Origin of the sequence: Kribbella sp. NPDC049174, assembly GCF_043197365.1 — a bacterium.
Taxonomy (GTDB): Bacteria; Actinomycetota; Actinomycetes; order Propionibacteriales; family Kribbellaceae; genus Kribbella.
Genome location: NZ_JBICSZ010000009.1, coordinates 27,948 through 53,493 on the forward strand (window position 1 = coordinate 27,948; position 25,546 = coordinate 53,493).

A 25,546-nucleotide genomic window follows, 5' to 3' on the forward strand; every position below is an offset into this window, starting at 1 on the left:
TCGCTGGCTCGGTGGCCCTCCACGGCGGATCGTGGAGAGGGGCGGCCACCTGGGGAAATGCTGCCCGAAAACCGGGTCATCACGTCGGGAGTTATCCACAGGCGCGGCGGCCGGTGGGTGCCAACCCCGGGTCGCGCGCGACAACGGACCTTGACTGGACGAGAATCTTCCCATGTACGAACGGCTGCGGGTGGACCGCTCGACCACGGTGGACCGGGTGGTCGACGCGCTGCGTGCCGCCCTCTTCGCCGGCGACCTCGAACCTGGTACGCCGTTACGCGAACAGCCGCTCGCCGAGGCGCTGGGTGTTGCCCGGAGCACCGTTCGCGAGGCGATGACCATGCTGGTCACCGAGGGTCTCGCGATTCGGGAGCCGAACAAGGGCGTCAGTGTCGCGATCCTGCACCCCGACGCGGTCGCGGACATCTGCCGGGCCCGGTTCGTACTGGAGTCGGCCGGTATCCGCGCCTGGTTCGACGCCGACGAGGCCGCCCGGGAGCGGGTCCGGGAGGCGATGCGGACATTCGCCGCGACCGCGAAGGACGGCGCCGACCCCGAGGCGATGACGGAGACGCATCTCGCCATTCACCGGAGCCTGGTCGCGTTGACCGGCAGCGAACGGCTGATCGCGACCGCCGACTCGATCACCGGTGAGGCGAGGCTGGCGCTGGCCCGCGTGGACGCGCTCCGCCAGGACGCCCGCCAGCAGGTCGCGTCCCACCGCAAGCTGGTCCGCCTGCTGGAACGCGGCGAGCTGGACGAGTGCGTCGAGGAGCTCCGCCGCCACCTAGCCGGCGCCGAGGAATCCCTCCTCGAAGCCATCGCGATGCCTCACAGCTGACTGACTCCTTCGGCCGTGACGTCGTAGACCGTGGAGCCGACGCGGAGGCCGGTCAGGCGCGCATCCGGGTCCAGGGCGCTGACCTGCGGGTTCGCGGTGACCGTGCCGTCCAACGCGACCTCGATGCCGAAGACGCCCTCCAGGATCAGGCTGACCCAGGAGCCGGACGACGAGCAGGACCAGTCGATCAGGTACGGGAACTGTGGCGGCGACTTCCGCGCGCCGCCCGCCATAGCCGGCACCGCCTCCTCGACGAAGTGCGCCTGACCACACGGCCCTTGGTTGGCCGAGCGTGCCAGCCCCGGCAACCAGTCCAGTACGACGTCGCCACGCCCCAGCGCGAACAACGCCCGCCCGGCGTCCGCCGGCCAGGCCGGGTAGGCACCGTTCCACTGGTGGTCCGGCCGCAGGCTGAAGGCAGCATCCGCGTCGTACGGCGAGAGAGCACGCATCCAGGTCGGTGTCTGCAGCTCCCGCTGGAAGAACTCGACCATCTCGGTGCGCTGCTCCGACGACAGGTCCGCCGCGATCGTCGTACCCACGATGTTGAAGTCGTAGCAATGCCGCACCGGGACCAGTGAGCCGTCCGGCTGGCGTGCGTGCCAGAAGCCCGCGCCCTCGATGTACAGCTCGTTGACGTGACCGGCCTGCTCGTCAGCCTCCTTGCGCAGCAACGAAGCACGGTCGTCGTCGCCAGAGCGCTCAGCGACCTCAGCCGCAACGCGCAGGCACCACACGTTGGCGGCGTTGAAGCTGGCCACCTCGTGCACGTAGCTGCTCACGCACTCCAGCAGGTTGTCGATGCCGCCGTAATCCGCGAGTGCGTGCTCACCACGCAGCCCACGCCACGCCGTCGCCCAGTCGTGCAGATGCTCGGCCATCGGCTTCTCGCCGACCGAAGAGTCCAGGAACCCGGCATCGCCGGTGAAACGCACGTAGTCCCGCACCAGCCGCGTCATGGCGAAGTCGTTGACCGAGTACCAGTAGCCGACCGGCCCACCGGTCAGCCACTCGGTCCCGAAGTGCTTGTGGATGTCGAGGTCGACCCAGTGCTCGATGTGTTTCCGCATCGGCTCCGGGTCGAGCAAGGCGTGTGTCAGCGACGAGAGGCTGTAGTCCCAGATGAACGTCGTGGTCTGCCAGTAGCGCGGCATCAACGTGTCGTAGGTCCGCCCGATCACACTGGCCGGGTTGTCCCGCCGGAACCAGATCACCCCGAGCACGCCCCACCAGTAGAGCTTGCGCAGTGCGTCGTTCGAGGTCTCCAGGATCGGCAGGGATCCGCTGAAGCCGTCGCCGTCCGGGTCGAAGGCCTCCGCCAACGCCTTGTCCCACAGCCGTTCCGCATCGGCGATCACCGCCGGCACGTCGGCCACACAGGCGTCGAGGTGCTGTGTCGCCTCACCCAGGTCCCCGGCCAGCACTTGCACGTAGGCAACCCGGGCACGGCCCGAGTCGTCCAACACAACAGTTGCCTCAAGCATCGACCGGTCAACAGTCGCCGGTACGTCGAGACCCTGCAAGCTCACCGCCGAGCCGGACTCTCCGGTACCGATGACGCGGCCTTCGGCCGCAGTCAGCGTGTTCGGCTCCGACGGTGGCTCGGGCTTCAACCAGCCGCTCGGCGAGCGGGTCGCCGTGCTGTCCAGTGCGAACCCGAGACGCACCGAACGGCCCGGCGTACCGGACACGTCGAGCTGGACGACGACCGCCGGGCGACCCGGTGCGCAGGCCGTGGTGGACCGTAGGTCGAGGCCGTCGACCGTCGTCGACCGCACCACGCAGTCCGGCCGCCACACCACGTCGACCGGGCCGCCGTGCGAGCGGGCCAGCCGCCCGTCGACGTACAGCTGGCCGGTGATGCAGTCGCCGTGCGAGTACGGCGGGAAGTTCACACTCCGGATCGCGAACACGTCCAGGTCGACCTGCGCGGTGCCCAGGAAGTTGGTCAACCCGGGCGGGTTGAACATGTCGTCGTACGTGTGGGTCAGGACGTCGCTGGCCAGGTCGGCGCTGCGCGGGATGGTCATGGTCATGGGGCCTCCCGGCCTGGACTGAGGAGCGGAGGGAGCGAAGCGACTGGAGTGACGAGGGAAGGCCGGGAGTTAGGGCCCCATGACACGCCGTGCCGGAGGCGCGGCCGAAGGCACAGGGTCGGCCCAATCGGTGTTCGGTAGCAGGGGGTACCAGTCCGGCCTGGCCGGGTCCCGGTCGTACGGATAGGGGCCGAGTTCGCGGAAGAGTTCGGCGTACTCGGCGAGTTTGTCGCGGTCCAGCTCGACCCCGAGCCCGGGTCCGTTCGGGACGGCGATCGCACCGCCGGCGTACGGAATCTTGCCGCCGGCAATGATGTCGTCGCGCAGGTGGTGGTAGTGCGCGTCGGCGGCGAACGACAGGTTCGGTACGACGGCGCCCAGGTGCAGCATCGTGGCCAGCTGGATGCCGAGCTCGCCCGACGAGTGCACGGCGACGCCGAGCTGGAAGGTCTCGCAGACGCCGGCGGCCTTGACACACGGCCGGATGCCGCCCCAGAACGTGGTGTCGAGCAGGATCACGTCGACGGCGGGGTCGCGGATGTTCGCCGCGAGCTGTTCGAAGTTCACCACCACGGTGTTGGTGGCGAGCGGGATCGAGGTCTTCTCGCGGACCCGGCGCATCCCGTTCAGGCCCCAGGTCGGGTCCTCGAGGTAGTCGTTGTCGAGGTCCTCGATGCCGCGGGCGAACCGGATCGCCTCCTCGACACCGAAGGCGCCGTTCGGGTCGAACCGGACCCGGTGCCCGGGGAACGCCTCGGCCAGCGCACGGAAGCACTCGCGCTCGTAGTCCGGCGGGAAGACGCCGCCCTTCAGCTTGTGCACGCTGAACCCGTGCTCGTCGACGAGCTCCCGCGCGTGCTTCACCAACTGCTCGGCGGTCCGGATCTCGCCGGTCCCGTCGTCCGCCGGATGCCGGAAGAACAGATAGCTCGCGAACGGCACCTTCTCGCGGACCTTGCCGCCCAGAAGCTCGTGCACGGGTACGCCGAGATGCTTGCCCTGCAGGTCGAGACAGGCGAACTCGACCGCCGCCAGCAGTTGAGTCCGGTTGTTGTACAGACTCGCGGTCGGATTGGCGAGCATCCAGCGCAGCGCCTCGGTCCGCGCCGGATCATGCCCGACCAGGTACTGCTTGAGGCCGGTGACGGCGGTCTCGGCACTCTGCCCGCCGCCGCCCATCTCACCCAGTCCGATGAGTCCGTTGTCGGCCTCGATCTCGATCACGGTCCGCACGAAGCGGCCCCAGTGCGCACCGTTGCTGTGCCGCAGCGGCGCCTCGAGCGGCATCGTGACGGTCGTGGCCCGGACGTCGACAATTTTCACTTCTGATCCTCCGGCAGTACGACGGCCAGCCCAGCGGTCAGCCCACCGTCGACCTTCACATCCGCCCCGGTCACGAAGGCCGCGGCCGGAGACGCCAGGAAGTGGATGACCTCGGCAACTTCTCCCGGAGTGGCGACCCGGCCGAGCGGATGCGACCGGCCCCACTCCGCGACCACCTCGTCCGTCGACCGCCCACCACCGAACTGGGCGGCCGAGGTCCGCAGCATCGGCGTGTCCACCGACCCCGGGCAGACCGCGTTCACCCGGATCCCGTCGGCAGCGTGATCCACCGCCATCGCCCGGACCAGGGACAGCAGCGCACCCTTCCCCATCGAGTACGCCGCCACACTCTTCTGCGCCGCGTAGGCCTGCACCGAGGCGACCACCACAACACTCCCGCCCCGGGGCAGCTTCGGCACAAACGCCTGGCAGGCGAAGAAGACACCACCGACGTTGACCGCCATCACCTCGTCGTATACCGCGGCCGGTGTGTCGACAACGGTCCCGTACCGCTGAATCCCCGCAGCACACACCAGAACATCAACGGTGTCGAGCTGCTCCGCAGCTCCTGCCAAGGCACCCCGGTCACCCATATCGACCGCGATTCCCCGGACTCCCAGCTCGTCCTGGAGGTACTCGAGGGCATCCGCGTCCCGATCCAGGACGACGACCTGATCGCCGGCGGCGACGAATCGCTCGACAGCACCTCGTCCGATCCCGGCGGCACCGCCGGTCACGACGACTGTGCGGCTACTCATATGTGTCCTTTCAGAACTGACCGAGGGCGAGGCCCCGGGAGAAGAAGCGTTGTGCGGCCAGGAAGAGAACGACGGTGGGCAGCGACACCAGCAGGCCGCCGGCGAGCACGGTTGGCAGCGCGGCGCCGCCGTACGTGCTCTGCAGACCGGTCAGGGCCGGCATGATCGGGCGGACCGACTCGGACTGGCTCAGGGTCAGGCCCAGCAGCAGGTCGTTCCAGACGAAGGTGGCCTGCAGGATGAAGATCGCGGCCAGCGCCGACCCGGCCATCGGCAGGTAGATGCTGCGGAAGATCCGGAACATGCCGCCGCCGTCGACGATCGCGGCCTCGAAGACGCTGCGCGCGATCCCGGTGAAGAAGTTGCGCATCACGAAGGCCGAGAACGGCACACTGATCGCGGTGTAGACGATGATCATGCCGGCCCGGGTGTCGTAGAGGCCGGAGTCGGCGTACCCGGAGAACAGCGGCATCAGCACCATCTGCAGCGGGAAGATCGTGCCGCCGAAGATGAAGATGAACCACAGGAAGCCGTACCGCAGCCGCAGCACCACGATCGCGTACCCGGCCGCCGCACCGATCAGCACCGCGAGCACCGGCGACACCACGCTGTACAGCGTCGTCGCCACCAGGGTGTCACCGAGCGCGGCCTTGTCCCACGCCTCCGCGAAGTTGCTGAACAGCGAGAATCCGGCCGGCTTCCACACCGTCGCCGCGTCGTACCCGTCGACGGACTTGGACGCGTTGACGATCAGCAGGTAGACCGGCGCGAGCCAGATCAGCCCGAGTACGACGAGGAACGCGGTCTTAACCTTGCTCACGCGACTCCCCCAGTTGGTATCGCAGGTACAGGATCGAGGCGGCAAAGGTGACCAGGCTCAGGAACAACGCGATCGCGGAGCCCTGGCCGTAGTCGTTCAGCACGAAGGTCTCCTTGTACATCGAGAGCGCGAGAGTCTCCGACGACGTACCCGGGCCGCCCTGAGTCATCACCCACACGACGTCGAAGGTCTTCAGGCTGCCGACGATCGACAACCCGATCACGACGGTGGTGATCGGCCGGAGCTGCGGCCAGAGGTGGTGCAGGAACAGCCGGAACCCCTCCGCGCCGTCGAGCCGGGCAGCCTCCAGTGGCTCGGCCGGAATGGACTGCAACCCGACCACGAACAGCAGTGCGTTCACACCGGCCGCCTGCCAGGTCACTGCCACGATCATCATCAGCGTGTTCCCCGGACCGGCCTGCAACCAGCCGGTGTGCTCACCGGGCAGCCCGAAGAACCCGAGTGCCTGGCCGAGCGCGCCGTCCGGCTGCAACACGAAGCCCCAGATGACGCCGACGGCCACACCGGAGATCGCGTACGGCAGCAGGAACGGCAACCGCAACCACGTGCCCCACTTGTGCCCATAGGTCAGTACGGCGACCAGCAGCCCGAGCACGACCGGGAGCGTCACCATGCCGACGACCCACAACAGCGTGTTGACCAGCGCGCCGACCAGATCCGGGTCGCTGAACATCGCCTTGTAGTTGGCCAGCCCGGACCACACCGGCGACGCGAGGCCGTCGTAGTCGGTGAAGCTGACGTACGTCGTCCACAGGAACGGCAGGTAGAGCAGCAGTGCGACCACGGCCGCGGCCGGCAGCCCGAACAACGGGGCCGACCGGCCGCCATGCCGCAACGAACGCCCGCGGACCGGCGCCTGCTGCACAGGCGCCGGTCGCTGGAGAGTGGAGGAAGTCACTTCTGCTTGGCCCAGTACGCGTCCGCCTCGGCCTGGATCTTCTGCAGGCCCGGCATCGGGTCACCCGGCTTGGTCACGAACGCGCCGAACACCTCGAGCGCCTTGTTCGCGACCGGTACCGGCGTCGCCTCGAACCAGCGGTTGATCAGCCGGTAACTGCCACTGCCATCGCCTCCGACATCTTTGTTGAGCGCGGCCAGGCTCGGGTCCTTGACCTCGGCCTTGGGGTTGAAGGACAGGTCGCCGCGGGAGTTGGCCCAGGCGGTCTGCGCCTGCGGGGTCACCCACCACTCGGTCCACTTCTTCACCGTGGAGGTGTGCTCGCTCTGAGCCGCCGAGCACACCGGGCCGGTCTCGAAGATCATCGAGGTCTTCGGCAGGTCCGGGTTCACGTTCGGGATGATGAAGAAGTCGTAGTCGGTCCCGGCCTTCATCTTCAGCGAGTTCAGGTTGCCGCTGAACCAGGTGCCGAAGTTGATCATCGCGACGTCACCGTTCTTCAGCTGCGCCTGCGGCTCGGTCTTCGAGCCCGGGTCGCTGAAGTAGCCGGCGTCGATCATCTTCTTCCACTCGTTCATCACCTCGACCACACCCGGGTCGGTGTACTTCGCCTTGCCCGCGGCGAGGGCGTCGTACAGGTCCGGGTCCTTACCGGCCAGCAGGGTCTCGAACCAGACGAAGCTGAACAGGATGTTGGTCTGGTAGAACGGCTTGACCCCGGCCGCCTTGACCTTGTCGGCGACCGCGAGCAACTCCGGCCAGGTCTTCGGGGTCTGAGTGATCCCGGCCTTCTTGAAGACGGCCTTGTTGTAGTACATCACCCAGTAGCCGGCGTTCAGCGGCACGCAGTACTGCTTGTCGTCGTAGGTGAAGTACTGCTTCAGCTGCTCCGGCACGTCGCCGTCGGCAACCGCCTTGGTCCACTGGTCGGTGGTCTCGGCGACCAGCTTCTGGTCGACCAGGTCCTCCAGCTCCTTACCGGTGTGCCAGGTGAACAGGTCCGCCTTCTCCTTGGTCCGGAACGACGACCGGATGAACGCGGTGTAGGTGTTGGAGTCGGAGTACCCGACCGGCTCCATCCCGACCCCGATGTCCTTCTTGCTGGCCGCGCCGACCTGGACGAAGGCGTCCTTCCAGCCGCCCTTGTCGTTGTAGAACTTCAGCGAGTCGACCGGCTTGTCCTCGCCCTTGGCGGCCTCCGAGCCGCCACCGCCGCCCCCACAGGCCGACAGCACGAGCGCGCCGGCCACCGCCAGAGCGGTCAGTGCCTTGCGGTTGGTGATGCGTTGCATGGTGCGTCCTCTCAGCTTCAGGGGTGCTGAAGTCGGTTGTTGATGACGGCAAGGACTCCGTCGAGGTGTTCGTGAGTGAGGCGTTCGGCCAGCTCGGAGTCGCCGGCCAGCACCGCCGCGTAGATGGCCCGGTGCTCGTCCAGGTCGGTCTGCCGGTCGCCGTGGATGTGCAGGATCTCCAGCTGTTCGCGGACGTTGACGACGGTGACGGACTCGACCACCTCGGCCAGCGTCGCGTTCCCGGACGCCTGCGCGAGGGAGCGGTGGAAGTCCATGTTGATCTCGGCCAGCTGGGCGTGGTCGCCGGATGCGATCAGCTCGGCCGCGGCGGTCAGATCGCTCGCCATCCGTTCCAGCGCGGCCTCGGTGCGAACCCGCGCGGCCAGGGCGGCGACCGGCGGCTCGATCAGGGCTCGCGCTTGCAGCAGCTCGATCAGGCGGTCGGATGACGGCGTCGGTGCCAGCGGGTTGGCGAGAATCAGCCGGCCGATGTGCTGGCCGACGTACACCCCCGACCCGTGCCGCAGCTCCACGGCACCGGTGGCTTCCAGCCGGCGCAGCGCCTCCCGGACCGTCGGTACGGCGACTTTGAACCGGTCGGCCAACGACCGGACCGACTCGAACTGGTCACCGGACGACAGTTTGCGGTCCGCGATCAGCGCCAGCATCGACGTGGCGAGGTCGTCGAGAAGACTCCGCCGTACGACGCCACCCGACGTACTCATCGAGCGGCCGCCAGGGTGACGGCGACGAAGCGGGGCCGATAGATGCTCACATCGGCGTACAGGTCGTTGTTGGCGTCGAGGCTGTTGACGTTGTAGCTGATCAGGAGCTGGTTCCCGCGGCGCAGGTCCGGGTGGTCGTGGGAGTTGTACGTGATGATGTTGGCGTTCTCGTAGGTGCCGTCCGCACCGGTCTCCGGCGTCTGGTAGAGCTCGACCGGCTTGACGAACGGTCCGGTCGGCGAGCAGGAGAAGTACCCGAGGACTCGCTTGCTGAACAGCTCCGTGGTGTCATGCGTGACCAGCAGATAGCCGTCACGCCACCGGGTCACGCTGTGCTCGTTGGCGACACCTTCCAGCACGCGCGCCGAGGCCGTCTCGTCCGCTGACCAGCCGCTGCCAGTCCAGTACTCCCACGGCTTGGCGGTCAGGTCGTCGCCGCGGACCCGAGCCACGTGCTGGTACTTCGAAGTACCCAGGTCCTCGACACCGTAGATGTAGGTGTAACCGCCGTCCCGCTGCAGCCACCCCGACCACTGCACGTTCGCAGTGGACGGAATCGGGATGAGCTTCTTCAGCTTGAGCGTCTTGCTGTCGAACCGGGCGACGTAGTTGCTGGCCCAGCGCCAGTCCCACTGACCGGTGCCGGTCTTCTCGAAGCGCAGCGCGACGATATCGAGGTTGCGACCCGCGTTGCTGGTCTGCGCCGCACCGAACCAGTACCAGCCGTTGGCCGGCGGCGGGACGAGTGCGGTCGGGTTGGCCGACGTACCGCCGGTGACGGTCTTCAACGAGCTGCCGCGCTGGACGACGAAGGAGTTGTTGATGAACGGCGTCGTGGTCGGGCGGCTACCGTCCGGGTTCACCGGGCCGAGGAACGTGTCGGAGAAGATCCACACGGTCCGGCCGCCGGAGAGCTTGACCGAGTTGGTGGTGTCTCCACCCGTCCAGCCCTTGCCGGTGTTGCTGTAGGCGTTGAGCAGGCTCTCCGGGTCGGCCTGCGGCCGCGCCTGAGCCGTCCAGTTGGTCCGCACCGCGTCACACTCGGCCGTGCCGGCAGCAGCGTCCGGCTCGGCCGCCTGGGCGGCGGGGACTCCGGTGGCGACCAGAGTGAGTGCGGTCGCTGCAATCCAGAAACGTCGTGTGACTGGCCGTGATTTGTTGGCTCTCACGCGTGCTCCCTCGGCAATCATTCACCTCACGAATGAAAATGATCAGATCACTTGGTCATTAGCGTGTCAAGACTCAGGGTTGGATCAGGGCGCGTACGGAGCCGTCGCGCTACCGGTGGGGTGGGAGGATCGACGGCATGAAGAACTTGATCATCAAGCTGCTCGCCAACGCGGTCGCGCTGGCGATCGCGGCATGGCTCGTCAGCGGGATCACCATCCAGGGCGCGACCACCGGCCGGCGGATCCTCACCCTGCTGATCGTGGCGGCCATCTTCGGCCTGGTGAACGCGGTGGTGAAGCCGATCGTGAAGCTGCTCTCGCTGCCCTTCATCATCCTGACGCTGGGGCTGCTGATCTTCGTCATCAACGCCGCCATGCTGATGCTCACCTCGTGGATCACCGGGAAGCTGGACGTCCAGTTCCACGTGGCCGACTTCTGGCCGGACGCACTGCTCGGGGCGCTGGTGATCACGGTCGTCGGCATGCTGCTGAACGCCGTCCTCCCGGACAAGGCGGAGATCCGCTGACCATGCGGTACGTCGAGATCGTCTGCAGCGGGAACATCTGCCGGTCGCCGATCGGCGAGGTGGTGCTGCGCGCGAAGCTGGCCGAGGCCGGGATCGACGACGTGGTCGTGACCAGCTCAGGGACCGGCGGGTGGCATGTGGGCGACCCGATGGATCCGCGGGCCGCGGCGGCGTTGCGCAGACGCGGGTACGACGGCAGCGCGCACCGGGCGCAGCAGTTCCGGGCCGACTGGTTCGCCGAGCGGGATCTCGTGCTGGCGATGGACTCCGGCCACCTGTCGGAGCTGTCCAGCCGCGGCGGCGCGGCACAGTTGTTCGCGGACAGCGACGTACCGGATCCGTACTACGGCGAGGACGAAGGGTTCGACGACGTCCTCGACCAGATCGAGAAGGCGGCCGACGAGTGGGTCGACCGCCTTCGCGCCTGAGGTACTACGCCTGGCCGATGTCGGCCCTCAGCGTGGTGAACCAGTCGACATTGGGGTCGAACTCCTTGCCGCCGGCGATCCGCGGGAACTCGATCGCGCGGAGCTCGTCGCCGCGCTCCTCGTCGTGGCCGACCACACCGCTCTCACCGCGCAGCGCGGCATCGACCGCGTAGTCGGTGCACTCCTTGATCAGCGCGAGGTCGCGGTCGTTGGCCGCGGCCGAGCGGCTGAAGTAGCCGCTCTTCTGCACCATCGTCTTCTCCGCGCCGATCCGCTCGGCGAACTGCTTGGCGAACCAGGCCCCCGGGTTGATCGTGTCCAGCTTCACGTGTCCGAACGGGTCCCGGCCGACCTCCTCGCCGCGGGCCTCCATCTCGGCCACGATCGACGGTACGCCGGCACCCTCGGACAGGAAGATGTTGACGCAGTCGGTCTCGTCCATCACCTTGCGCAGCCGGTCCGCCTCGGCGTCCAGGTCGATCGTTGCCTCCGGCACGTACACCGCGTGCACGTCCCAGCCGGCCTTGGTCAGGCCGATGCCCGGGTTCCACTCCTGCCCGTCGACCCACTGCTGGTACGCCTGAGCCGTTGCCGCGGTCAACCATCCGCAGTTGCGGCCCATCACCTCGTGGACGATCAGCATCCGGGGGTTCGAGGAGTGCTCGGCGATGATGTTGCGGGCGTACAGCGCGCCCTGCTCGGCCGCGGTCCAGGCGCCCAGGCTCTGCCGGATCGGGATCACGTCGTTGTCGATCGTCTTCGGCAGACCGACCACGGTCAGGTCGTAGTCGTGCTCGTGCAGGTACGCCGCCAGGTCCGCGGCGGTGGTGTTGGTGTCGTCGCCGCCGATCGTGTGCAGTACGTCGACACCGTCGGCGACCAGCCGCTCGGCCGCGACCTGGAGGGCGTTCTGGCCGTCGGCGATCAGGCCGCGCTTGACCAGGTCCGCGGCGTTGGTCAGCTTGACCCGGCTGTTCCCGATCGGGCTGCCGCCGAACTTGTGCAGCAGGGCGGCCTTCTCGCGTACCTCGGGCGTCACCTCGAGATACCGGCCGCTGAGCAGACCGTGGTAGCCGTTCAGGTAGGCGATGATCTCCACGTCGGGCGCCACCTCGGTGTAGCGCTCGATCAGCCCGCCGACGGCGGAGGACAGGCAGGGCGCGAGCCCGCCGGCGGTGAGCAGGGCAACTCTGCGGACAGACTTGTCGGCAGCCATGGGTCAGGGTCCTTCCGAACGTCCATGAATGTGGCACTGAAGTCGCCACCAGACTAGTGATGCAGACCACCCTCAGGACTGGTTGGGGCCCAGCCTTCGGACGACCGGAGTCAGCCGAGCGGCACCGAGCGGGGCGGGACCGGGGTGGAGACGACGAACGAGCTGTTGGTCCGGCCGTACGGCGCGAAGCGGTCGAGCAGGTCCTCGAGCTTGTCGATCGCGGGCACCTGGACCCGCATCAGGAAGCAGTCCTCACCGGAGATGCGGTGGCACTCGACGACTTCCGGCGTACTCCGGGCCATCTCGGCGATCCGGGACACCTGGCCAGGCCCTGGCTGCAGCCGGACCCACGCGGCGACCGGCCGGCCGAGCGCGGCGGGATCGACGTCGAGTCGGTAGCCGCGGATCACCCCGGACTCCTCCAGCCGGGTGACCCGCTCGCGCACGGTCGGCGTGGAGACGCCCAGCCGCCGAGCCAGCTCGGTGGTCCGCAGCCGGGGGTCGGCGGAGAGCTCCTCGAGGATCCGGACGTTCAGCTCATCCAGCAATGTGCTTTTCGTTTCGGTAAACAATTCGGCCTCCCAGGCTCCGTTTCAGCATGGTACCTCAGAAGGAGCTTTCCTACCGTTGTCGTCATGAAACCCACCGCACTCGTCGCCGCCGGCGTGACCGTCGTCCTCTGGGCCTCGTCCTTCGTGGCGATCCGGCACCTCGGGACCGAGTTGTCGGCCGGTCCCCTGTCACTCGCCCGGCTGCTGGTCGGCAGCGTCCTGCTGGGGTTGCTGTTGCTGGTCAAGCGAGAGCCGTTCCGGATGCCGCAGCGACGGGACTGGCCGCTGCTGCTGGCCTGCGGTCTGCTGTGGTTCGGCCTGTACAACGTCGCGCTCAACGCGGCGGAGCGGCGACTCGACGCCGGTACGGCGGCCATGCTCGTGCACATCGCACCACTGCTGGTCGCTCTACTCGCCGGACTGACTCTGGGCGAGGGTTTCCCACGGCAGGTGCTCATCGGCAGCTTCGTCGCATTCGGTGGCGTGCTGTTGATCGGCCTGTCCACGTCCACCGGCCGGGCCGAGACCTGGGGTGTGGTGCTGTGTGTGACGGCTGCCGTGTCCTATGCAGTCGGAGTGGTCACGCAGAAGCCACTCCTGAGCCGACTGCCCGCTGCACAGGTCACCTGGCTTGCCTGCGTCATCGGTACGGTCGTCTGCCTGCCGTACGCACCCGGCCTAGTCCAAGAGATCGGTGCGGCTCGCCCCTCGACGCTGTGGTGGGTGTTCTACCTCGGTGCGTTCCCGACGGCACTCGGCTTCACGACCTGGGCGTACGCGTTGTCCCGGACGACCGCGGGTCGCATGGGCGCAACGACGTACCTCGTGCCGATGGTCGCAATCCTGCTGGCGTGGGCGTTCCTCGGAGAGACTCCTGCCGGTCTTGCCTTGGTCGGTGGAGCGCTGTGTCTCGTGGGCGTCGCTGTCAGCAGGTCAGAGCGTCGCCGCAAGGCCGCGGAGGTGCCGGTGGATGCCGCTGTAGACGTCAGCAGCCGGTAGCAGGCGCTTCGGGACCTTGGTGACCACGCTGTAGTTGGCGTCGACCACGTTGGCCAGCGGTACCTCGCTGACCTGGCTGAGCAACTGGTAGGCGTCCAACTTGTCGAGGCCGTAGAGCGAGCCGAGCCAGCCGACCATGTCGACCTGACCGGCACGCCACGCGTCCTCGAGCGGCCGGCTCGACCCGACCACGGCCAGATAGTCGTCGTTCTCGATCCGCGGCCAAGCGGGTCCCGGCGTCTTCAGCAGATCCACGATCAGTACGACGTTCATCGCGCCCTCGACCGCGGTCCCACAGGACTCGCCCTCGCCCTGGCGGTAGTGACCGTCACCGACCGAGAACAGTGCGCCCTCGACGTTCACATTCAGGAAGCAGGTCGCACCGGCCCGCATCTCCGGCGTGTCCATGTTGCCACCGAACGTGTCCGGCACCAGCGACGAGCGGACCTCACCGGCGGCCGGCGCGAGCCCGACCGTGCCCAGCATCGGCTCGATCGGCAGCGCGACCTCGAAGTCGCTGCCCTGCGCCTGGAACCCGACGGTCTGCTTGTCGGTGTCCACCTCGTAGATCCAGGTCCGCTCCGGCAGCGGATCCTGCAACGTGGCGGTCCGATCGGTGCTGGTCAGGCCGCCGAAGAACGGGATGGTCGCGGACGCACCCCAGCTCCGGGCCGGGGTGAGCTCGACAAAGTGCAGCACCAGGGTGTCGCCCGGCTCGGCGCCCTCGACGTAGAACGGGCCGGTCTGCGGGTTGACGAACGGCATCGTCAACGAGGCGCTGGCCAGGTCCGCCGTACTGCGCAAGGTCCCGCAGAACGCATCCTCGGTCCAGAGTCTCAAGGCTGTCCCGGGCTTCACCCGCCGCACCGGCGCGGCACCGCCGAAGGTCCAGGTGTACTCGTGGGGCTCAGGGCTGAATTCGACGATGTCCACCTGCGCAAACCTAAGGTGGACAGGAGGTGTTGGGCGAGGGATCAGCGGGTTCTCAGGCGATTCTCAAGCAGACGGCCTAATCTCGCGGTGAAAGCAACTTTCCAGCGGTGACGGAACTTCGAGCGGAGCGGGGAACGAGATGCGCGTACTGGTGGTGGACGACGACCGGGCGGTCCGGGACTCGCTGCGCCGTTCGCTGGAGTTCAACGACTTCGAGGTGGTGACCGCGTCCGACGGCGCCGAGGCGCTCGCGGTGATCGGCAACGTCGAGCCGGACGTCGTGGTGATGGACGTGATGATGCCGCGGCTGGACGGTCTGGAGACCACCAAGGCCCTGCGGGCCGCGGGCAACAACGTGCCGATCCTGGTGCTGACCGCGCGGGACGCGGTGGCCGACCGGGTGGACGGCCTGGACGCCGGCGGCGACGACTACCTGACCAAGCCCTTCGCGCTGGAGGAGCTGCTCGCCCGGCTCCGCGCCCTGCTCCGCCGCAGCACCACGCCCGGTGAGGGCGGCCAGCGCGGCGAAGTGCTCCAGTACGCCGACCTCGTGGTCGACGTGGACGCGCACGAGGTGCACCGCGGTGAGACCCCGATCCCGCTCACCCGGACCGAGTTCTCCCTGCTCGAGCTGCTGATCCGCAACCCGCGCCGGGTGCTCGAGCGCGCGGTGATCCTGGACGCCGTCTGGGGTTACGACTTCCCGACCACCGCCAACTCCCTCGAGGTCTACATCGGCTACCTGCGCCGCAAGACCGAGGTGAACGACCTGCCGCGGCTGATCCACACCGTCCGCGGCATCGGCTACGTCCTGAGAGACACCCCACCGTGAGTTCGTCCGATCCCGACTTCCCGTCGTACACCGACCGCCCGGACCAGCCGGGCGGCCCGCGGCACCCCGGTCCCCCCGGCCGGCACCCCTCTCCGGCCGGTGGACCACCCGTTGCCAATGGCAACGGGAATCGGGTGACCGCGACGGCGGCCCGGACGCAGAGCTGGGCGCAGCAGAAGCTGCACCAGCTCAGCCTGCACGCCCGGGTGACGCTGCTGGCCGCGGTCGCGGTCGGCCTGGCCGTCGCGTTCGTCAGCGTGGCGGCGTACCTGACCGTCCGGCAGCAGATGTACCGGAACCTGGACGACAGCCTGATCCAGCGCACCACCCTGGCCGCCAAGGGCCCGGTTCTGACCAATCCCGAGATCATGCAGGGGTTGCCGCCGGAGGCGCTCGGGCTGGTCGACATCCGGATGGGCCTGCTGGCCGGGGACGGCAGAACGGCCGGCAGCCCGAAGTCGTACCTGCCGCCGATCGGCCCGGAAGAGCTCGCGGTCGCGCAATCCGATCTCGGCACCGAGCCCAGCATCCGCACCGCGGGCTCGCCGAACAACCAGCACTACCGGGTGGTCGCCGTACCGCTCGGAGACGACACCGCGCTCGTCGTGGCCCAGTCGCTCGGGCCGATCGACCAGACGCTGCACAACCTCGGGATCGTGCTGTGGGCGGTCGGTCTGCTCGGCGTCATCGGCGCCGCACTGGCCGGCAACGCCGTCGCCGCCTCCGGTCTGCGGCCGCTGGCCAGGTTGACCGGAGCCGCTGAGCATGTCGCCCGGACCGAGGATCTGCAGCCGATCCCGATCACGGGCTCGGACGAGATCTCGCGGCTGGCGCAGGCGTTCAACGCGATGCTGGCCGCGCTGGCGCGGTCGCAGGACCGGCAGCGGCGGCTGGTCGGCGACGCCGGGCACGAGTTGCGGACGCCGCTCACCAGCATCCGGACCAACCTCGACCTGCTCGCCCAGGCGGACAAGCGGGGCGGCCTCCGGCCGGAGGACCGGCAGCAGTTGCTGGACGACGTACGCGCTCAGATGGACGAGCTGACCACCTTGATCGGCGACCTGACCGAGCTGGCCCGCGACACCCCACAGGTGCGCAACGCCGAGCTGATCGAGCTGTCGAACGTGGTCGAGGACGCGGTGATCAAGGTACGACGCCGCGCGCCGGGCCTGGAGTGGGACGTCCAGCTCGCTCCGTTCCCGGTGTGGGGTGACGAGCGGCTGCTCGGCCGGGCGGTCACGAACCTGCTCGACAACGCCGCGAAGTACAGCATTCCGGAGGACATGCCCGCGCATGCCGACGGTCAGCCGGTCGGCCGTGTGACGGTCCGCCTGCTGGACGGCGTACTGACGGTGACGGACTCCGGGCCGGGGATCTCCGACGCGGATCTGCCGCATGTCTTCGAGCGGTTCTACCGCTCCAGTGAGGCGCGCAGCCGTCCCGGTTCCGGGCTGGGCCTCGCGATCGTGAAGCATGCTGCCGAGCAGCATGGCGGGATGATCTATGCCCGTAACGCGCCCGGCGCCGGCGCCCAGTTCACGCTGTGGCTGCCGCACGCCGCGACGCAGACCCGCTGAGTCCTAGCGCGCGATTTCGCCGTACCCAAGGAAGCTGAAGATGAGCTGACTGAGCCTTCAGGGGATCTTCATAGAGTTCTTCGGTAGCTCTGACGGGATCTTCAGGGCCTTCTCAGGTCCGGCCGACACAGTATTCGTCATGAACGAGAACCAGCCGCACCAGCCGCAGAACCAGCCTGGGACCGACAACCCCGCGCCGGGTTCGACGACCGGCAGCCAGCCTCAGGGCGGGCAGCCGTCGTACGGCGCCAACCCGCAGGAGCGGACGCAGCAACTGCCGATGGGTGGCTACGGCCAGCACCAGCAGCAGCAGTTCGCGCCGCAGGGTGGGCAGCGGCCGGGTCAGCACCCTTCAGGTGGGAGTGCTTACCCCCAGTTCGGGGTGCCGGGGACGCATCAGGGGACGTCTCCGGGCCCGAGCTGGCCCTTCGGTCCGCAGCCCGCACAGACCGCGGTAGCCGCGCCGGCCAAGCCCAAGCGGCTCGGTCTGGCTCTGGTCGCCGCAACGGCTCTGCTGGTCGGCACAGCCGGCGGTGTGGGCGGTGCGGCGGTCTATTCGGCGACGAACGACTCCGGCGGCAACAGCCCGTCGGTGACGGCCCCGCTGAACGGCAACCAGGCCGCGCCCGCCGCGGCACCGGACGGCTCGGTGCAGAGCGCCGCCGCGAAGGTGCTGCCGAGCACGGTGAAGATCGCGGTCGCTACCTCGCAGGGTGCGGGGACCGGGTCGGGCATCGTGATCAGCAAGGACGGCCTGATCGTCACCAACAACCACGTGGTGGCGGGCGCCGGCAGCAACGCGCAGATCTCGGTGATCCTGAACGACGGCCGGACGGTTCCGGCCACCGTGAAGGGCACCGACCCGCTCACCGACCTCGCCGTGATCAAGGCGGACGCGACCGACCTGACCCCGGCCACCCTCGGCAGCAGCGACAAGCTCGCCGTCGGCCAGGGCGTGGTCGCGATCGGCTCGCCGTTCGGCCTGGAGGCGACCGTGACGAGCGGTATCGTCTCGGCGCTGAACCGGCCGGTGACGTCCGGCGACGAGCAGCAGGACAGCACGACGGTTTTCCCAGCAATTCAGACGGACGCCGCGATCAACCCCGGTAACTCGGGCGGCGCCCTGATCGACCTCGCCGGCCAGGTGGTCGGAATCAACAGCGCGATCAAGACCGCCGGAGGATCGGGACAATCCGAAGGCGGCAACATCGGCCTGGGCTTCGCAATCCCGATCGACCAGGCCAAGCCGATCATCGACGAGCTGGTGGCCAAGGGCAAGGCCACGCATGCGCGGCTCGGAGTTCAGGTCGGCGACGCGCAGTCTTCCGGCGGGCTCTCCAGTGGAGCACGCCTCGGCGAGGTGACGTCCGGCGGTGCGGCGGACAAGGCCGGCCTGCAAGCGGGTGACGTGGTGACCGCTGTAGACGGCAAGGCGATCGCGTCAGGGGACGCGTTGGTCGCCGCAGTCCGTTCGCACCGCCCGGGCGATGACGTGAAGATCACGCTGACCCGCGACGGCAAGACCCAGACCGTGACGGCGACGCTCGGTTCGGACAACGGGAACCCGACCGGCTGACCCAAGCGTTCCTCCCTGGTTGGGACTGCGGCCGCCCACCGAGCGGCCGCAGTCCCTTTTTTATTGCCATGCGGCCCGGGTGGCCGCACGCTACGGTCCGGCCATGACTTTCTCTCGGGAGCGGCCGCCGCCGGTGGCCGATGAGCGGACGCAGCTGGTCGGGTGGCTGGACCTGCAGCGGGCGTTGGTGCGCTGGAAGCTGGAGGGGCTGGCCGCGGCGGACGAGCATCGGGCGGTGCTGACGACGTCGCCGATGATGACGCCGGCCGGGCTCGTCTCGCACATGCGGTGGACCGAGCACTGCTGGTTCAACGTGCTGTTCCTGGGTCAGTCGTACGAGGGCAATCCGCAGTTCCAGGAGGAGCCCGAGGACGCCGACATGATGGTCGACGGCGTGCCGCTGGCACAGCTGCTGGACGAGTTCGAGGCCCAGTGCAAGGAGTCGAACGAGATCGTCGCGTCGCACTCGCTGGACGACGTCGGCAAGCATCCCGACTTCCGCGCGGCCAAGGCCACGCTGCGCTGGATGCTGATCCACATGGTCGAGGAGACCGCCCGCCACGTCGGCCACCTGGACACGATGCGCGAGCTCCTGGACGGCGAGAAGGGGTACTACTAGATGTCATGAGTGTGGAGATCCGGCGGGCCGACGAGCGATTCCAGACCTCGAGCGAGTGGCTGGACTCGCGGCACTCGTTCTCGTTCGGGCCGCACTACGACCCGGCGAACGTCGGGTTCGGGTTCCTGCTCGCCCACAACGACGAGACCGTTGCCCCCGGCACCGGCTTCGACACCCACCCGCACCAGGATCTGGAGATCGTCACCTGGGTACTACGCGGGGCCCTGGCGCACCGGGATTCGGAAGGACACAGCGGTGTCGTCCACCCGGGCCTGGCCCAGCGGATGAGCGCCGGCTCGGGCATCCGGCACTCCGAGTGGAACGACGGCGGCGAGCCCGTGCACTACGTGCAGATGTGGGTGCGCCCGGAGCAGTTCGATCTCGAGCCGTCGTACCAGCAGGCCTCGGTCGATCTGTCCTCCGGCGAACTGGTGCCGATCGCGTCCGGTCTGCCGAAGCACGCGAGCAGCACCGCGATCCACATCAACCAGCGGTCCGCCGGCCTGTCGGTGGCCCGGCTGGCTCCGCGCGCCACGGTGGACCTGCCGTCAGCGCCGTACGTCCATCTCTTCGTTGCCCAAGGCACCGTGAGCCTCGAGGACGCCGGCGACCTCGGTACGGCGGACGCGGCCCGGCTGACCGGTGTCGACGGACCGCGCGTGACCGCGGGACCCGACGGCGCGGAGCTGCTCGTGTGGGAGATGTACGACTAGTCGTGCTGCTCGCTCATCGTCCAGACGTGGCGTAGCGATTGACCGGCCAGGCCGTCCGGGTTCTGGGCGAAACCCTCGACGAACTGGCTCATGTGCTGCTGCCAGCGCTGGTCGACGGGGTTGTCCTTGAGCTGCGCGACGGCGGCCTCGAAGTCGTCGCACTCGACCACGTGGAAGAGGTCGCGGCCACTGCGCCAGATGGACCAGTCGGTGATCCCGGCGGCGCGCATCACGGTGATCAGTTCGGGCCAGACGCGGGCGTGCTCGATCTCGTAGGCCTCTTCGGTCCCCGGGATCAGGCGGCTGTGGAGAGCTAGGCGGGTCGTCACAAGGGAGCAGAATACGCCCGTGACGTGGCCGGGGTGACCGAACCGTTACGCAGTCCGGTGGCTGGATCGGTCGACGGACGCGTCGGTGCCTGGCAGGTTTGGGGGCTGACTCGGACAACGTGTTCCCGGAGGGCTGATGCGCGAACTAACCCGGCCCTGGCCGGCAGGTACGCCGACCTGGGTGGACCTGTCCGCGGACGACCCGGAGGCGGCGGCTGCGTCGTACGCGGAACTCCTCGGCTGGAAGTGCGTTCGTCCGGACACCCGGGAGTATTGGTTGTGCTCGGTGGACGGCCAGGAGGTCGGCGGGATCGGCGCGAAACGGCCCGGGGGCCTGCCGAGTCGCTGGACCACCTACCTGGCGACGGATCAGCTGGACCGGACCCTCGACCTGGTGGTGGCGCACGGCGGCCGGATGGTGGTCAGGCCGTCCGACATCGAGCAGCACGGGCTGATGGCGATCGTGGCCGATCCGGACGGCGCGATCTTCGGCCTGTGGGAGGCGGCCGAGCACGTCGGGACAGATCGTCGTACCGACCCTGGCTCGTTGGTCTGGAGTGAGGCGCTGAGCCGCGACTTCGAGGCGGCGAAGGCGTTCTACGTCGCGGTGTTCGGCTACGAGGCGGAGGAGATCGGCGGCGACGGGCCTAGGTACGCCGCTCTGTACGCCGGCGGACGGCCGGTCGCCGGCATCGCCGAACTGCACCCGGATCTGCCGGCCGGTGCGCTCTCGCCGCAATGGCTGCCGATCTTCGCGACCACCGGGGCCGATGCGGCCGTCGCTCAGGTCCGCGCGGGTGGCGGTGGGGTGGTCTGCGAGCCGTTCGACACCGACTTCGGCCGGATGACGATCCTGCGGGACGCCGAGTCCGCGCCGTTCTCGGTCATCCACCTGGGCTGAGCCGTCGATTCGTCCTGCCTCTTGCCGCTGATTCATCCCGGCGATCAGTACCTGCGTGACCAGGCGATTTCACCGCTGACTGCCAACTCCGGCGGCTTTGCGCGCGTCGTACCTTGGGTGGCTTGAGTAGTTTCGCCCTCGTGGGCCTGCTGCCACACGCCGAAGACTGTGCCAGGTCTCCATCCGTCATCATGCGAGAGTTGGGAACGTGAAGCGAACCACCGCAATCGTCTGTCTGAGTAGTCTGCTGATCACCGCTGGTTGTTCCGACAGCTCGGGCGGCAGCGGCGGCACACCGGATCCGAACGACGAGAAGCAGGCGTCCGCCGAGGTAGTGAAGCAGTTCGCCGCCGCCTGGGTCGCCGCCTGGGCGCCGGACGGGAAGCCGGACGCGGCCGGGGCGCTGACCGACAACCCGACGGTGTTCGCCAAGCGCCTGGACGACACCGACTCCGCCCTGGTCGCGAACACCGTGAAGGTGACGCCGGAGGGCGACCCGGAGTGCAGCGACGGCAACACCTGCACGCAGAACCTCGCGGTCGAGGCCGAGCTGCGCGGTATCGGCACGATGAAGTGGACCAGTACGGCGACCGCGACGAAGGTCGGCGACGCGTGGAAGATCAAGGCCTCCGGCGACACGATCTACCCCGGTCTCGGCGACGCGAACTACCTCAAGCGGGTCCGCGCCCTGCCCGCGCGCGCCTCGATCCTGGACCGCAACAACGTCCCACTGACCGCGAACCGCCCGGTCGTGATCGTCGGTGTCGCCGCGGGCACCAAGGCGACGCCGGCGACGTACGCCGCGTTCACGAAGAACCTCGACGTGGACGGCGCGAAACTCGCCGCCCGGGCGAAGGCCGCGCCGGCCGGTCAGTTCGTCGACGCGATCACCATCCGCGCCGAGGAGTGGGAGAAGCTGCGGCCGACGATGGGCAAACTGCCCGGGGTGCTGACGATGGGCGGCACTCAGTCGCTGCCGCCGACGTCGTCCTTCGCCCGGTCGGTGATCGGGACGATGAAGACCGCGACCGAGGAGACGCTGAAGAACGCCGGCCCGACCGCGTCCGCACAGGACCAGGTCGGGACGACGGGTCTGCAGTACGCGTTCCAGCAGCAGCTCGCCGGGACGCCGGGCGGGACGGTGACGCTGCGGGACGGGAAGACCAAGCTGACGATCAAGACGGTCTTCAGCCAGCAGGGCACCGCCGGGAAGCCGGTGAAGACCACCCTGGACACGAAGCTGCAGGTTGCCGCCGAGGCCGCGCTGGCGACGAGCAAGCTGCCCGCGTCGCTGGTCGCAGTCCAGGCCTCGACCGGTCAGATCCTGGCGGCGGCGAACGGGCCGACGCCGACCAACTACAACCGCGCCTTCCAGGGTCGCTACGCACCGGGGTCGACGTTCAAGATCGTCACCTCGGCGGCGCTGCTGGGCAGCGGTGAGACCGCGGCGACGGCGCTGCCGTGCACGAACACGATCACCGTGTTCGGCAAGTCGTTCAAGAACTACGACGGCCTGGCGGCGTACGGCGCGGGGACGATGCAGAAGGCGTTCAACGAGTCCTGCAACACCGCGTTCATCTCCCAGCACGGGCGGCTCCCGAAGGACGGGATGACGAAGGCGGCCGCGATGTTCGGCCTCGGCCCGGACCTGAACCTGTCGATCCCGGCGTACGGCGGTGAGGTGCCGGCACCGAAGGACGACGTCGCCGAGGCCGCGTCGATGATCGGTCAGGGTACGGTCACCGCGAGCCCGCTCGGGGTCGCGATGATCGGTGCGACGGTCGACCACGGGACCGCGATGAAGCCGGTCCTGGTGCCGGCCAAGGACGCCGCCGGACCGGCCGCGTCTCCGTTGCCCGCGGCAACTGCCGCGGCGCTGCGCACCTTCATGCGCACCACCGTCACCGGCGGCACCGCCAAGGTCTTGGCCGGCAACGGCGCCGTCGCCGCCAAGACCGGCACCGCCGAGGTGGTCCAGAACGGCAAGGTCGTCACCAACGGCTGGATGGTCGGCTACCGCGGCGACGTGGCCTTCGCGGTCATCGTCGAGGGCGGTGCCTCCGGCGCCAAGGCGGCCGGCCCGATCCTGACGAACTTCCTCGGCCGCTTCAAGTAGACGAGGACGGCGGCCCCAGGGCGGGGCCGCCGTTCTGCCTATTGAGGCCGGACGTTGTGGTTGCCGGCGAACAGGTTGCCGGGGTCGTACTGACGCTTGACCGCGGCGAGCCGCCGATAGGTCTCCGGCGGATAGACCGCGGCGACATCCTCCTCGGTCGCGGTGGCGAGGAAGTTCGCGTACGCGCCGCTGACGTGCGGTGCGAGTCTCCCCCAGATCGCGTCCAGACCCGGCCTTGCGGCGTCGAGAGCCGGCTTCGGGCCCACGGTGGTCGTCACGAACATCAGCTCCGCCTGGCGGTGTGCGTAGGCGGTGGCGTCGTCGGGAACGCGGGACACGGCGCCGCCGACACTGCGGACGGAGATGACCGGGGTCCCCGCCGTGGTCCCGACGTCGGCGAGGATCTCGAGCACCTCGGACACCGAATCCTTGTCCACGAAGGCGCTTCGGGTGACGAGCTGGATGCCGGGCGGCGGGGTCATCCCGTCCACGAGCAGATCCGAAGCGGGTGTCAGGGCGACCTCGTCGACGATCACCGTGCCGAGGTGGCGGATCGGGTCGAGCGCCTTCTCGGCCAGACCCGGGTCATCGCTGTCGAACACGATGTGGATCTCGACCGGTGCCTCGGGTCCGCCGGCGAAGGGGTTGGCCATGTTCGCGATCGAGGTGAGCTCCTCGGGCGCGGTGCGAAGGTAGTCCGCCCAGCCCTGGAGCACCGTGGCCGCCTCCGCCGCCGGGAAGGTGATCCGGCCGTGGAACACGTCCGTCGTGGGGTGTGCCGCGAACTCGAAGGCGGTGACGATCCCGAAGTTGCCGCCGCCACCGCGGAGCGCCCAGAACAACTCCGGGTTGTCCGCTGCGCTCGCCCGTACGACCTCTCCGTCAGCGGTGACCAGGTGCACGGCGACCAGGTTGTCCAGAGCCAGGCCGTACTTCCTGACCTTCCAGCCGATGCCGCCGCTCAGCGTCAGTCCGCCGACGCCGACGCTCTTGGTGTCGCCCGAGGAGATCGCCAGACCGTGTGGGGCCAGGGCGGCCGCGACCTCACCCCAGGTGGCGCCGCCGCCGATCCGGACGAGATGGCGCTCGGCGTCGATCACCTCCACGGCCGCGAGCTTGCCGAGGTCGATCACAACGCCGCCGTCGTTGGTGCCGAAGCCGGGGAAGCCGTGTCCGCCGCCGCGCACGGACAGGGCAAGCCCTGCGCCGGCCGCGAATCCGACGGCTGCTTGCACGTCCTCGACGCTCTTGGGCCGGAGGACACAAGCCGGACTGCCCTCGACCAACACCGATCGACTGGCCGACTCGTACTCCGCTCCGCCCGGTTCGATGATGTCGCCGCCGAAGTCACGGCGAAGGGTTTCAAACGCTGACTTCATGACGTCCTTCCACAGGGGAGAGATTCCGGATCCATACACACACCACTGACGAGACGACCCGTCCGGATGTGAGACCCCTGACCTGTGACCTGCATCACAGGATCGAGCCTATCGGTGGAAAACCTGAGAGTTCCCTGAAGTCGCGGCGTTTCGGGGAAATCGTCACTTAGGGTGGCTGGATGGAGAGCCTGACCTGTCCCAAGTGCCGAGGCGCGATGCGAACCTACGAACGCAGCGGCATCACCGTCGACCAGTGCACCGAGTGCCGCGGCATCTTCCTCGACCGCGGTGAACTGGAGCGGCTCGTCGACGCCGAGCTGAAGTTCAACGCGCCGGCGCAGCAGCAGCCTCGCTACGAGGAGAAGCGGCGCGACGACGACCGGCGCTACGACAACGATCGCCGGTACGACAACGACCGCCGCCACTACGACGACGACGACCGTCGCCGCGACCCGCGGTACGGCAACCAGCAGTACCCGCGCAAGAAGAAGAAGTCCTTCCTGGAGGAGCTCTTCGACTGATCGTCGGTCCGGCGCTGTGATCGCCCGTCAGCGACGCGCGGCGATCACAGTGCCTTGCGCGACGGCGCAGAGCGTGGCCTTGCCGTCGCCGTCGATCGTCGACAACTCGCAGGTGCAGGTCGCCTGCCGGCTGCCCGCGTGCGCGACCTTCGCCTCGGCCCGCAGTACGGCGCCCGCACCCGGGCGCAGGTAGCTGATCGTGAAGCCGCCGGTCAGCACCTCGGGGCCGAGCGCCGTACCCGCGGCGAAGGTGATCGCGTTGTCGGCCGCGTAGCCGAGGACACCGCCGTGCAGGAACCCGTTCTGCTGTTTGAGGTCGTCGCGGATGTCGAGCTCGAGGGTCGCTCCACCGTCGCCGAAGGCGGTCAGCCGGGCACCCAGCAGGACGCTGAAAGGCTGCGCGGCCAGGAACTTCTCGGCCAGGTCGAAAGTCAGCTCCATGCGTT

General features: G+C 68.6%; 26 protein-coding genes. 12 read left to right on the forward strand and 14 right to left on the reverse strand.

The features are described from left to right. Positions 1 to 172: 172 nt before the first annotated feature. Positions 173 to 841, forward strand: a complete 669-nt coding sequence (locus ACGFIF_RS34305; protein ID WP_393160255.1) for a GntR family transcriptional regulator — start codon at positions 173 to 175, stop codon at positions 839 to 841. Here the strand turns inward: ACGFIF_RS34305 and ACGFIF_RS34310 are convergent. The 8 genes from ACGFIF_RS34310 to ACGFIF_RS34345 form a co-directional block, all read right to left on the reverse strand. Then, on the reverse strand, positions 832 to 2,877 hold the full coding sequence (locus ACGFIF_RS34310; RefSeq protein WP_393160256.1) for a hypothetical protein: 2,046 nt from the start codon (positions 2,875 to 2,877) through the stop codon (positions 832 to 834). The two genes, ACGFIF_RS34305 and ACGFIF_RS34310, sit on opposite strands and share 10 nt — an antisense overlap. A gap of 69 nt (positions 2,878 to 2,946) precedes the next feature. Next, positions 2,947 to 4,200, reverse strand: a complete 1,254-nt coding sequence (locus tag ACGFIF_RS34315; RefSeq protein ID WP_393160257.1) for an enolase C-terminal domain-like protein — start codon at positions 4,198 to 4,200, stop codon at positions 2,947 to 2,949. After that, positions 4,197 to 4,958, reverse strand: coding sequence for an SDR family NAD(P)-dependent oxidoreductase (locus ACGFIF_RS34320; protein WP_393160258.1), 762 nt, complete (start codon positions 4,956 to 4,958; stop codon positions 4,197 to 4,199). Before ACGFIF_RS34320 ends, ACGFIF_RS34315 begins: the two co-directional genes overlap by 4 nt. A 10-nt stretch (positions 4,959 to 4,968) precedes the next feature. Then, positions 4,969 to 5,778 (reverse strand): carbohydrate ABC transporter permease, encoded by an 810-nt coding sequence (locus ACGFIF_RS34325; protein ID WP_393160259.1) that lies wholly within the window; start codon positions 5,776 to 5,778, stop codon positions 4,969 to 4,971. After that, positions 5,765 to 6,697 carry a carbohydrate ABC transporter permease gene (locus ACGFIF_RS34330; RefSeq protein ID WP_393160260.1) on the reverse strand — a complete coding sequence of 311 codons (933 nt, stop codon included), beginning with the start codon at positions 6,695 to 6,697 and terminating at the stop codon, positions 5,765 to 5,767. The genes ACGFIF_RS34325 and ACGFIF_RS34330 overlap by 14 nt, the downstream gene beginning before the upstream one ends. Beyond that, on the reverse strand, positions 6,694 to 7,989 hold the full coding sequence (locus ACGFIF_RS34335) for an ABC transporter substrate-binding protein (protein WP_393160261.1): 1,296 nt from the start codon (positions 7,987 to 7,989) through the stop codon (positions 6,694 to 6,696). The genes ACGFIF_RS34330 and ACGFIF_RS34335 overlap by 4 nt, the downstream gene beginning before the upstream one ends. A gap of 17 nt (positions 7,990 to 8,006) precedes the next feature. After that, entirely contained in the window at positions 8,007 to 8,714 is a 708-nt protein-coding gene (locus tag ACGFIF_RS34340) for a FadR/GntR family transcriptional regulator (RefSeq protein ID WP_393160262.1), read from the reverse strand. Beyond that, a complete protein-coding gene (locus tag ACGFIF_RS34345; RefSeq protein WP_393160263.1) occupies positions 8,711 to 9,883 on the reverse strand; it encodes a DUF4185 domain-containing protein in 1,173 nt (390 codons plus the stop codon). The genes ACGFIF_RS34340 and ACGFIF_RS34345 overlap by 4 nt, the downstream gene beginning before the upstream one ends. Before the next feature lie 137 nt (positions 9,884 to 10,020). On the opposite strand from ACGFIF_RS34345, the gene ACGFIF_RS34350 reads away from it, so the two are divergent. Both ACGFIF_RS34350 and ACGFIF_RS34355 read left to right on the forward strand, forming a co-directional pair. Further along, on the forward strand, positions 10,021 to 10,410 hold the full coding sequence (locus ACGFIF_RS34350; protein ID WP_393160264.1) for a phage holin family protein: 390 nt from the start codon (positions 10,021 to 10,023) through the stop codon (positions 10,408 to 10,410). Positions 10,411 to 10,412: 2 nt separating this feature from the next. Continuing rightward, entirely contained in the window at positions 10,413 to 10,838 is a 426-nt protein-coding gene (locus ACGFIF_RS34355) for a low molecular weight protein-tyrosine-phosphatase (protein WP_393160265.1), read from the forward strand. Between the two features lie 4 nt (positions 10,839 to 10,842). On the opposite strand, the gene ACGFIF_RS34360 is transcribed toward ACGFIF_RS34355, so the two are convergent. Together ACGFIF_RS34360 and ACGFIF_RS34365 are read right to left on the reverse strand one after the other, a co-directional pair. Continuing rightward, a complete protein-coding gene (locus tag ACGFIF_RS34360; protein WP_393160266.1) occupies positions 10,843 to 12,054 on the reverse strand; it encodes a pyrophosphate--fructose-6-phosphate 1-phosphotransferase in 1,212 nt (403 codons plus the stop codon). A 110-nt stretch (positions 12,055 to 12,164) separates the two neighbouring features. After that, positions 12,165 to 12,626 carry an Lrp/AsnC family transcriptional regulator gene (locus tag ACGFIF_RS34365; RefSeq protein ID WP_393160267.1) on the reverse strand — a complete coding sequence of 154 codons (462 nt, stop codon included), beginning with the start codon at positions 12,624 to 12,626 and terminating at the stop codon, positions 12,165 to 12,167. A 63-nt stretch (positions 12,627 to 12,689) separates the two neighbouring features. Here ACGFIF_RS34365 and ACGFIF_RS34370 point away from each other — a divergent pair, with 63 nt between their 5' ends. Next, positions 12,690 to 13,604 (forward strand): DMT family transporter, encoded by a 915-nt coding sequence (locus tag ACGFIF_RS34370; protein WP_393160268.1) that lies wholly within the window; start codon positions 12,690 to 12,692, stop codon positions 13,602 to 13,604. Here the strand turns inward: ACGFIF_RS34370 and ACGFIF_RS34375 are convergent. Continuing rightward, complete coding sequence (locus ACGFIF_RS34375; protein ID WP_393160269.1) at positions 13,539 to 14,537, reverse strand: acetamidase/formamidase family protein; 999 nt, start codon at positions 14,535 to 14,537, stop codon at positions 13,539 to 13,541. The two genes, ACGFIF_RS34370 and ACGFIF_RS34375, sit on opposite strands and share 66 nt — an antisense overlap. Positions 14,538 to 14,676: 139 nt before the next feature. Here ACGFIF_RS34375 and ACGFIF_RS34380 point away from each other — a divergent pair, with 139 nt between their 5' ends. From ACGFIF_RS34380 to ACGFIF_RS34400, 5 genes are all read left to right on the forward strand, one after another. After that, a complete protein-coding gene (locus ACGFIF_RS34380; protein ID WP_393160270.1) occupies positions 14,677 to 15,369 on the forward strand; it encodes a response regulator transcription factor in 693 nt (230 codons plus the stop codon). Continuing rightward, complete coding sequence (locus ACGFIF_RS34385; RefSeq protein ID WP_393160271.1) at positions 15,366 to 16,946, forward strand: sensor histidine kinase; 1,581 nt, start codon at positions 15,366 to 15,368, stop codon at positions 16,944 to 16,946. Before ACGFIF_RS34380 ends, ACGFIF_RS34385 begins: the two co-directional genes overlap by 4 nt. A 139-nt stretch (positions 16,947 to 17,085) precedes the next feature. Next, complete coding sequence (locus ACGFIF_RS34390; RefSeq protein WP_393160272.1) at positions 17,086 to 18,522, forward strand: S1C family serine protease; 1,437 nt, start codon at positions 17,086 to 17,088, stop codon at positions 18,520 to 18,522. Positions 18,523 to 18,625: 103 nt separating this feature from the next. Then, positions 18,626 to 19,141: a DinB family protein gene (locus ACGFIF_RS34395; protein WP_393160273.1), complete on the forward strand. Its 516-nt coding sequence runs from the start codon at positions 18,626 to 18,628 to the stop codon at positions 19,139 to 19,141. Positions 19,142 to 19,146: 5 nt separating this feature from the next. Beyond that, on the forward strand, positions 19,147 to 19,854 hold the full coding sequence (locus tag ACGFIF_RS34400; RefSeq protein WP_393160274.1) for a pirin family protein: 708 nt from the start codon (positions 19,147 to 19,149) through the stop codon (positions 19,852 to 19,854). Here the strand turns inward: ACGFIF_RS34400 and ACGFIF_RS34405 are convergent. After that, positions 19,851 to 20,183, reverse strand: coding sequence for an L-rhamnose mutarotase (locus tag ACGFIF_RS34405; RefSeq protein ID WP_393160275.1), 333 nt, complete (start codon positions 20,181 to 20,183; stop codon positions 19,851 to 19,853). The two genes, ACGFIF_RS34400 and ACGFIF_RS34405, sit on opposite strands and share 4 nt — an antisense overlap. Positions 20,184 to 20,319: 136 nt before the next feature. Between ACGFIF_RS34405 and ACGFIF_RS34410 the strand changes: the two genes are divergently transcribed. Both ACGFIF_RS34410 and ACGFIF_RS34415 read left to right on the forward strand, forming a co-directional pair. Further along, positions 20,320 to 21,084, forward strand: a complete 765-nt coding sequence (locus ACGFIF_RS34410) for a VOC family protein (RefSeq protein ID WP_393160276.1) — start codon at positions 20,320 to 20,322, stop codon at positions 21,082 to 21,084. Positions 21,085 to 21,292: 208 nt separating this feature from the next. Beyond that, positions 21,293 to 23,200, forward strand: coding sequence for a penicillin-binding transpeptidase domain-containing protein (locus tag ACGFIF_RS34415; RefSeq protein WP_393160277.1), 1,908 nt, complete (start codon positions 21,293 to 21,295; stop codon positions 23,198 to 23,200). 38 nt (positions 23,201 to 23,238) lie between these two features. Here ACGFIF_RS34415 and ACGFIF_RS34420 read toward each other — a convergent pair whose 3' ends face one another. After that, positions 23,239 to 24,579: an FAD-binding oxidoreductase gene (locus tag ACGFIF_RS34420; protein ID WP_393160278.1), complete on the reverse strand. Its 1,341-nt coding sequence runs from the start codon at positions 24,577 to 24,579 to the stop codon at positions 23,239 to 23,241. 179 nt (positions 24,580 to 24,758) lie between these two features. On the opposite strand from ACGFIF_RS34420, the gene ACGFIF_RS34425 reads away from it, so the two are divergent. After that, positions 24,759 to 25,100 (forward strand): zf-TFIIB domain-containing protein, encoded by a 342-nt coding sequence (locus ACGFIF_RS34425; RefSeq protein WP_393160279.1) that lies wholly within the window; start codon positions 24,759 to 24,761, stop codon positions 25,098 to 25,100. Between the two features lie 27 nt (positions 25,101 to 25,127). On the opposite strand, the gene ACGFIF_RS34430 is transcribed toward ACGFIF_RS34425, so the two are convergent. After that, positions 25,128 to 25,541 (reverse strand): PaaI family thioesterase, encoded by a 414-nt coding sequence (locus ACGFIF_RS34430; RefSeq protein ID WP_393160280.1) that lies wholly within the window; start codon positions 25,539 to 25,541, stop codon positions 25,128 to 25,130. Positions 25,542 to 25,546 lie beyond the last annotated feature (5 nt).

What these genes read in the sequence shown, in the direction of transcription:
- ACGFIF_RS34305 (WP_393160255.1), top strand. Translation starts at nt 173, where the DNA reads ATGTACGAACGGCTGCGGGTGGACCGCTCGACCACGGTGGACCGGGTG.
- ACGFIF_RS34310 (WP_393160256.1), bottom strand. Translation starts at nt 2,877, where the DNA reads ATGACCATGACCATCCCGCGCAGCGCCGACCTGGCCAGCGACGTCCTG.
- ACGFIF_RS34320 (WP_393160258.1), bottom strand. Translation starts at nt 4,958, where the DNA reads ATGAGTAGCCGCACAGTCGTCGTGACCGGCGGTGCCGCCGGGATCGGA.
- ACGFIF_RS34335 (WP_393160261.1), bottom strand. Translation starts at nt 7,989, where the DNA reads ATGCAACGCATCACCAACCGCAAGGCACTGACCGCTCTGGCGGTGGCC.
- ACGFIF_RS34340 (WP_393160262.1), bottom strand. Translation starts at nt 8,714, where the DNA reads ATGAGTACGTCGGGTGGCGTCGTACGGCGGAGTCTTCTCGACGACCTC.
- ACGFIF_RS34350 (WP_393160264.1), top strand. Translation starts at nt 10,021, where the DNA reads ATGAAGAACTTGATCATCAAGCTGCTCGCCAACGCGGTCGCGCTGGCG.
- ACGFIF_RS34355 (WP_393160265.1), top strand. Translation starts at nt 10,413, where the DNA reads ATGCGGTACGTCGAGATCGTCTGCAGCGGGAACATCTGCCGGTCGCCG.
- ACGFIF_RS34360 (WP_393160266.1), bottom strand. Translation starts at nt 12,054, where the DNA reads ATGGCTGCCGACAAGTCTGTCCGCAGAGTTGCCCTGCTCACCGCCGGC.
- ACGFIF_RS34370 (WP_393160268.1), top strand. Translation starts at nt 12,690, where the DNA reads ATGAAACCCACCGCACTCGTCGCCGCCGGCGTGACCGTCGTCCTCTGG.
- ACGFIF_RS34380 (WP_393160270.1), top strand. Translation starts at nt 14,677, where the DNA reads ATGCGCGTACTGGTGGTGGACGACGACCGGGCGGTCCGGGACTCGCTG.
- ACGFIF_RS34390 (WP_393160272.1), top strand. Translation starts at nt 17,086, where the DNA reads ATGAACGAGAACCAGCCGCACCAGCCGCAGAACCAGCCTGGGACCGAC.
- ACGFIF_RS34395 (WP_393160273.1), top strand. Translation starts at nt 18,626, where the DNA reads ATGACTTTCTCTCGGGAGCGGCCGCCGCCGGTGGCCGATGAGCGGACG.
- ACGFIF_RS34400 (WP_393160274.1), top strand. Translation starts at nt 19,147, where the DNA reads ATGAGTGTGGAGATCCGGCGGGCCGACGAGCGATTCCAGACCTCGAGC.
- ACGFIF_RS34410 (WP_393160276.1), top strand. Translation starts at nt 20,320, where the DNA reads ATGCGCGAACTAACCCGGCCCTGGCCGGCAGGTACGCCGACCTGGGTG.
- ACGFIF_RS34420 (WP_393160278.1), bottom strand. Translation starts at nt 24,579, where the DNA reads ATGAAGTCAGCGTTTGAAACCCTTCGCCGTGACTTCGGCGGCGACATC.
- ACGFIF_RS34425 (WP_393160279.1), top strand. Translation starts at nt 24,759, where the DNA reads ATGGAGAGCCTGACCTGTCCCAAGTGCCGAGGCGCGATGCGAACCTAC.
- ACGFIF_RS34430 (WP_393160280.1), bottom strand. Translation starts at nt 25,541, where the DNA reads ATGGAGCTGACTTTCGACCTGGCCGAGAAGTTCCTGGCCGCGCAGCCT.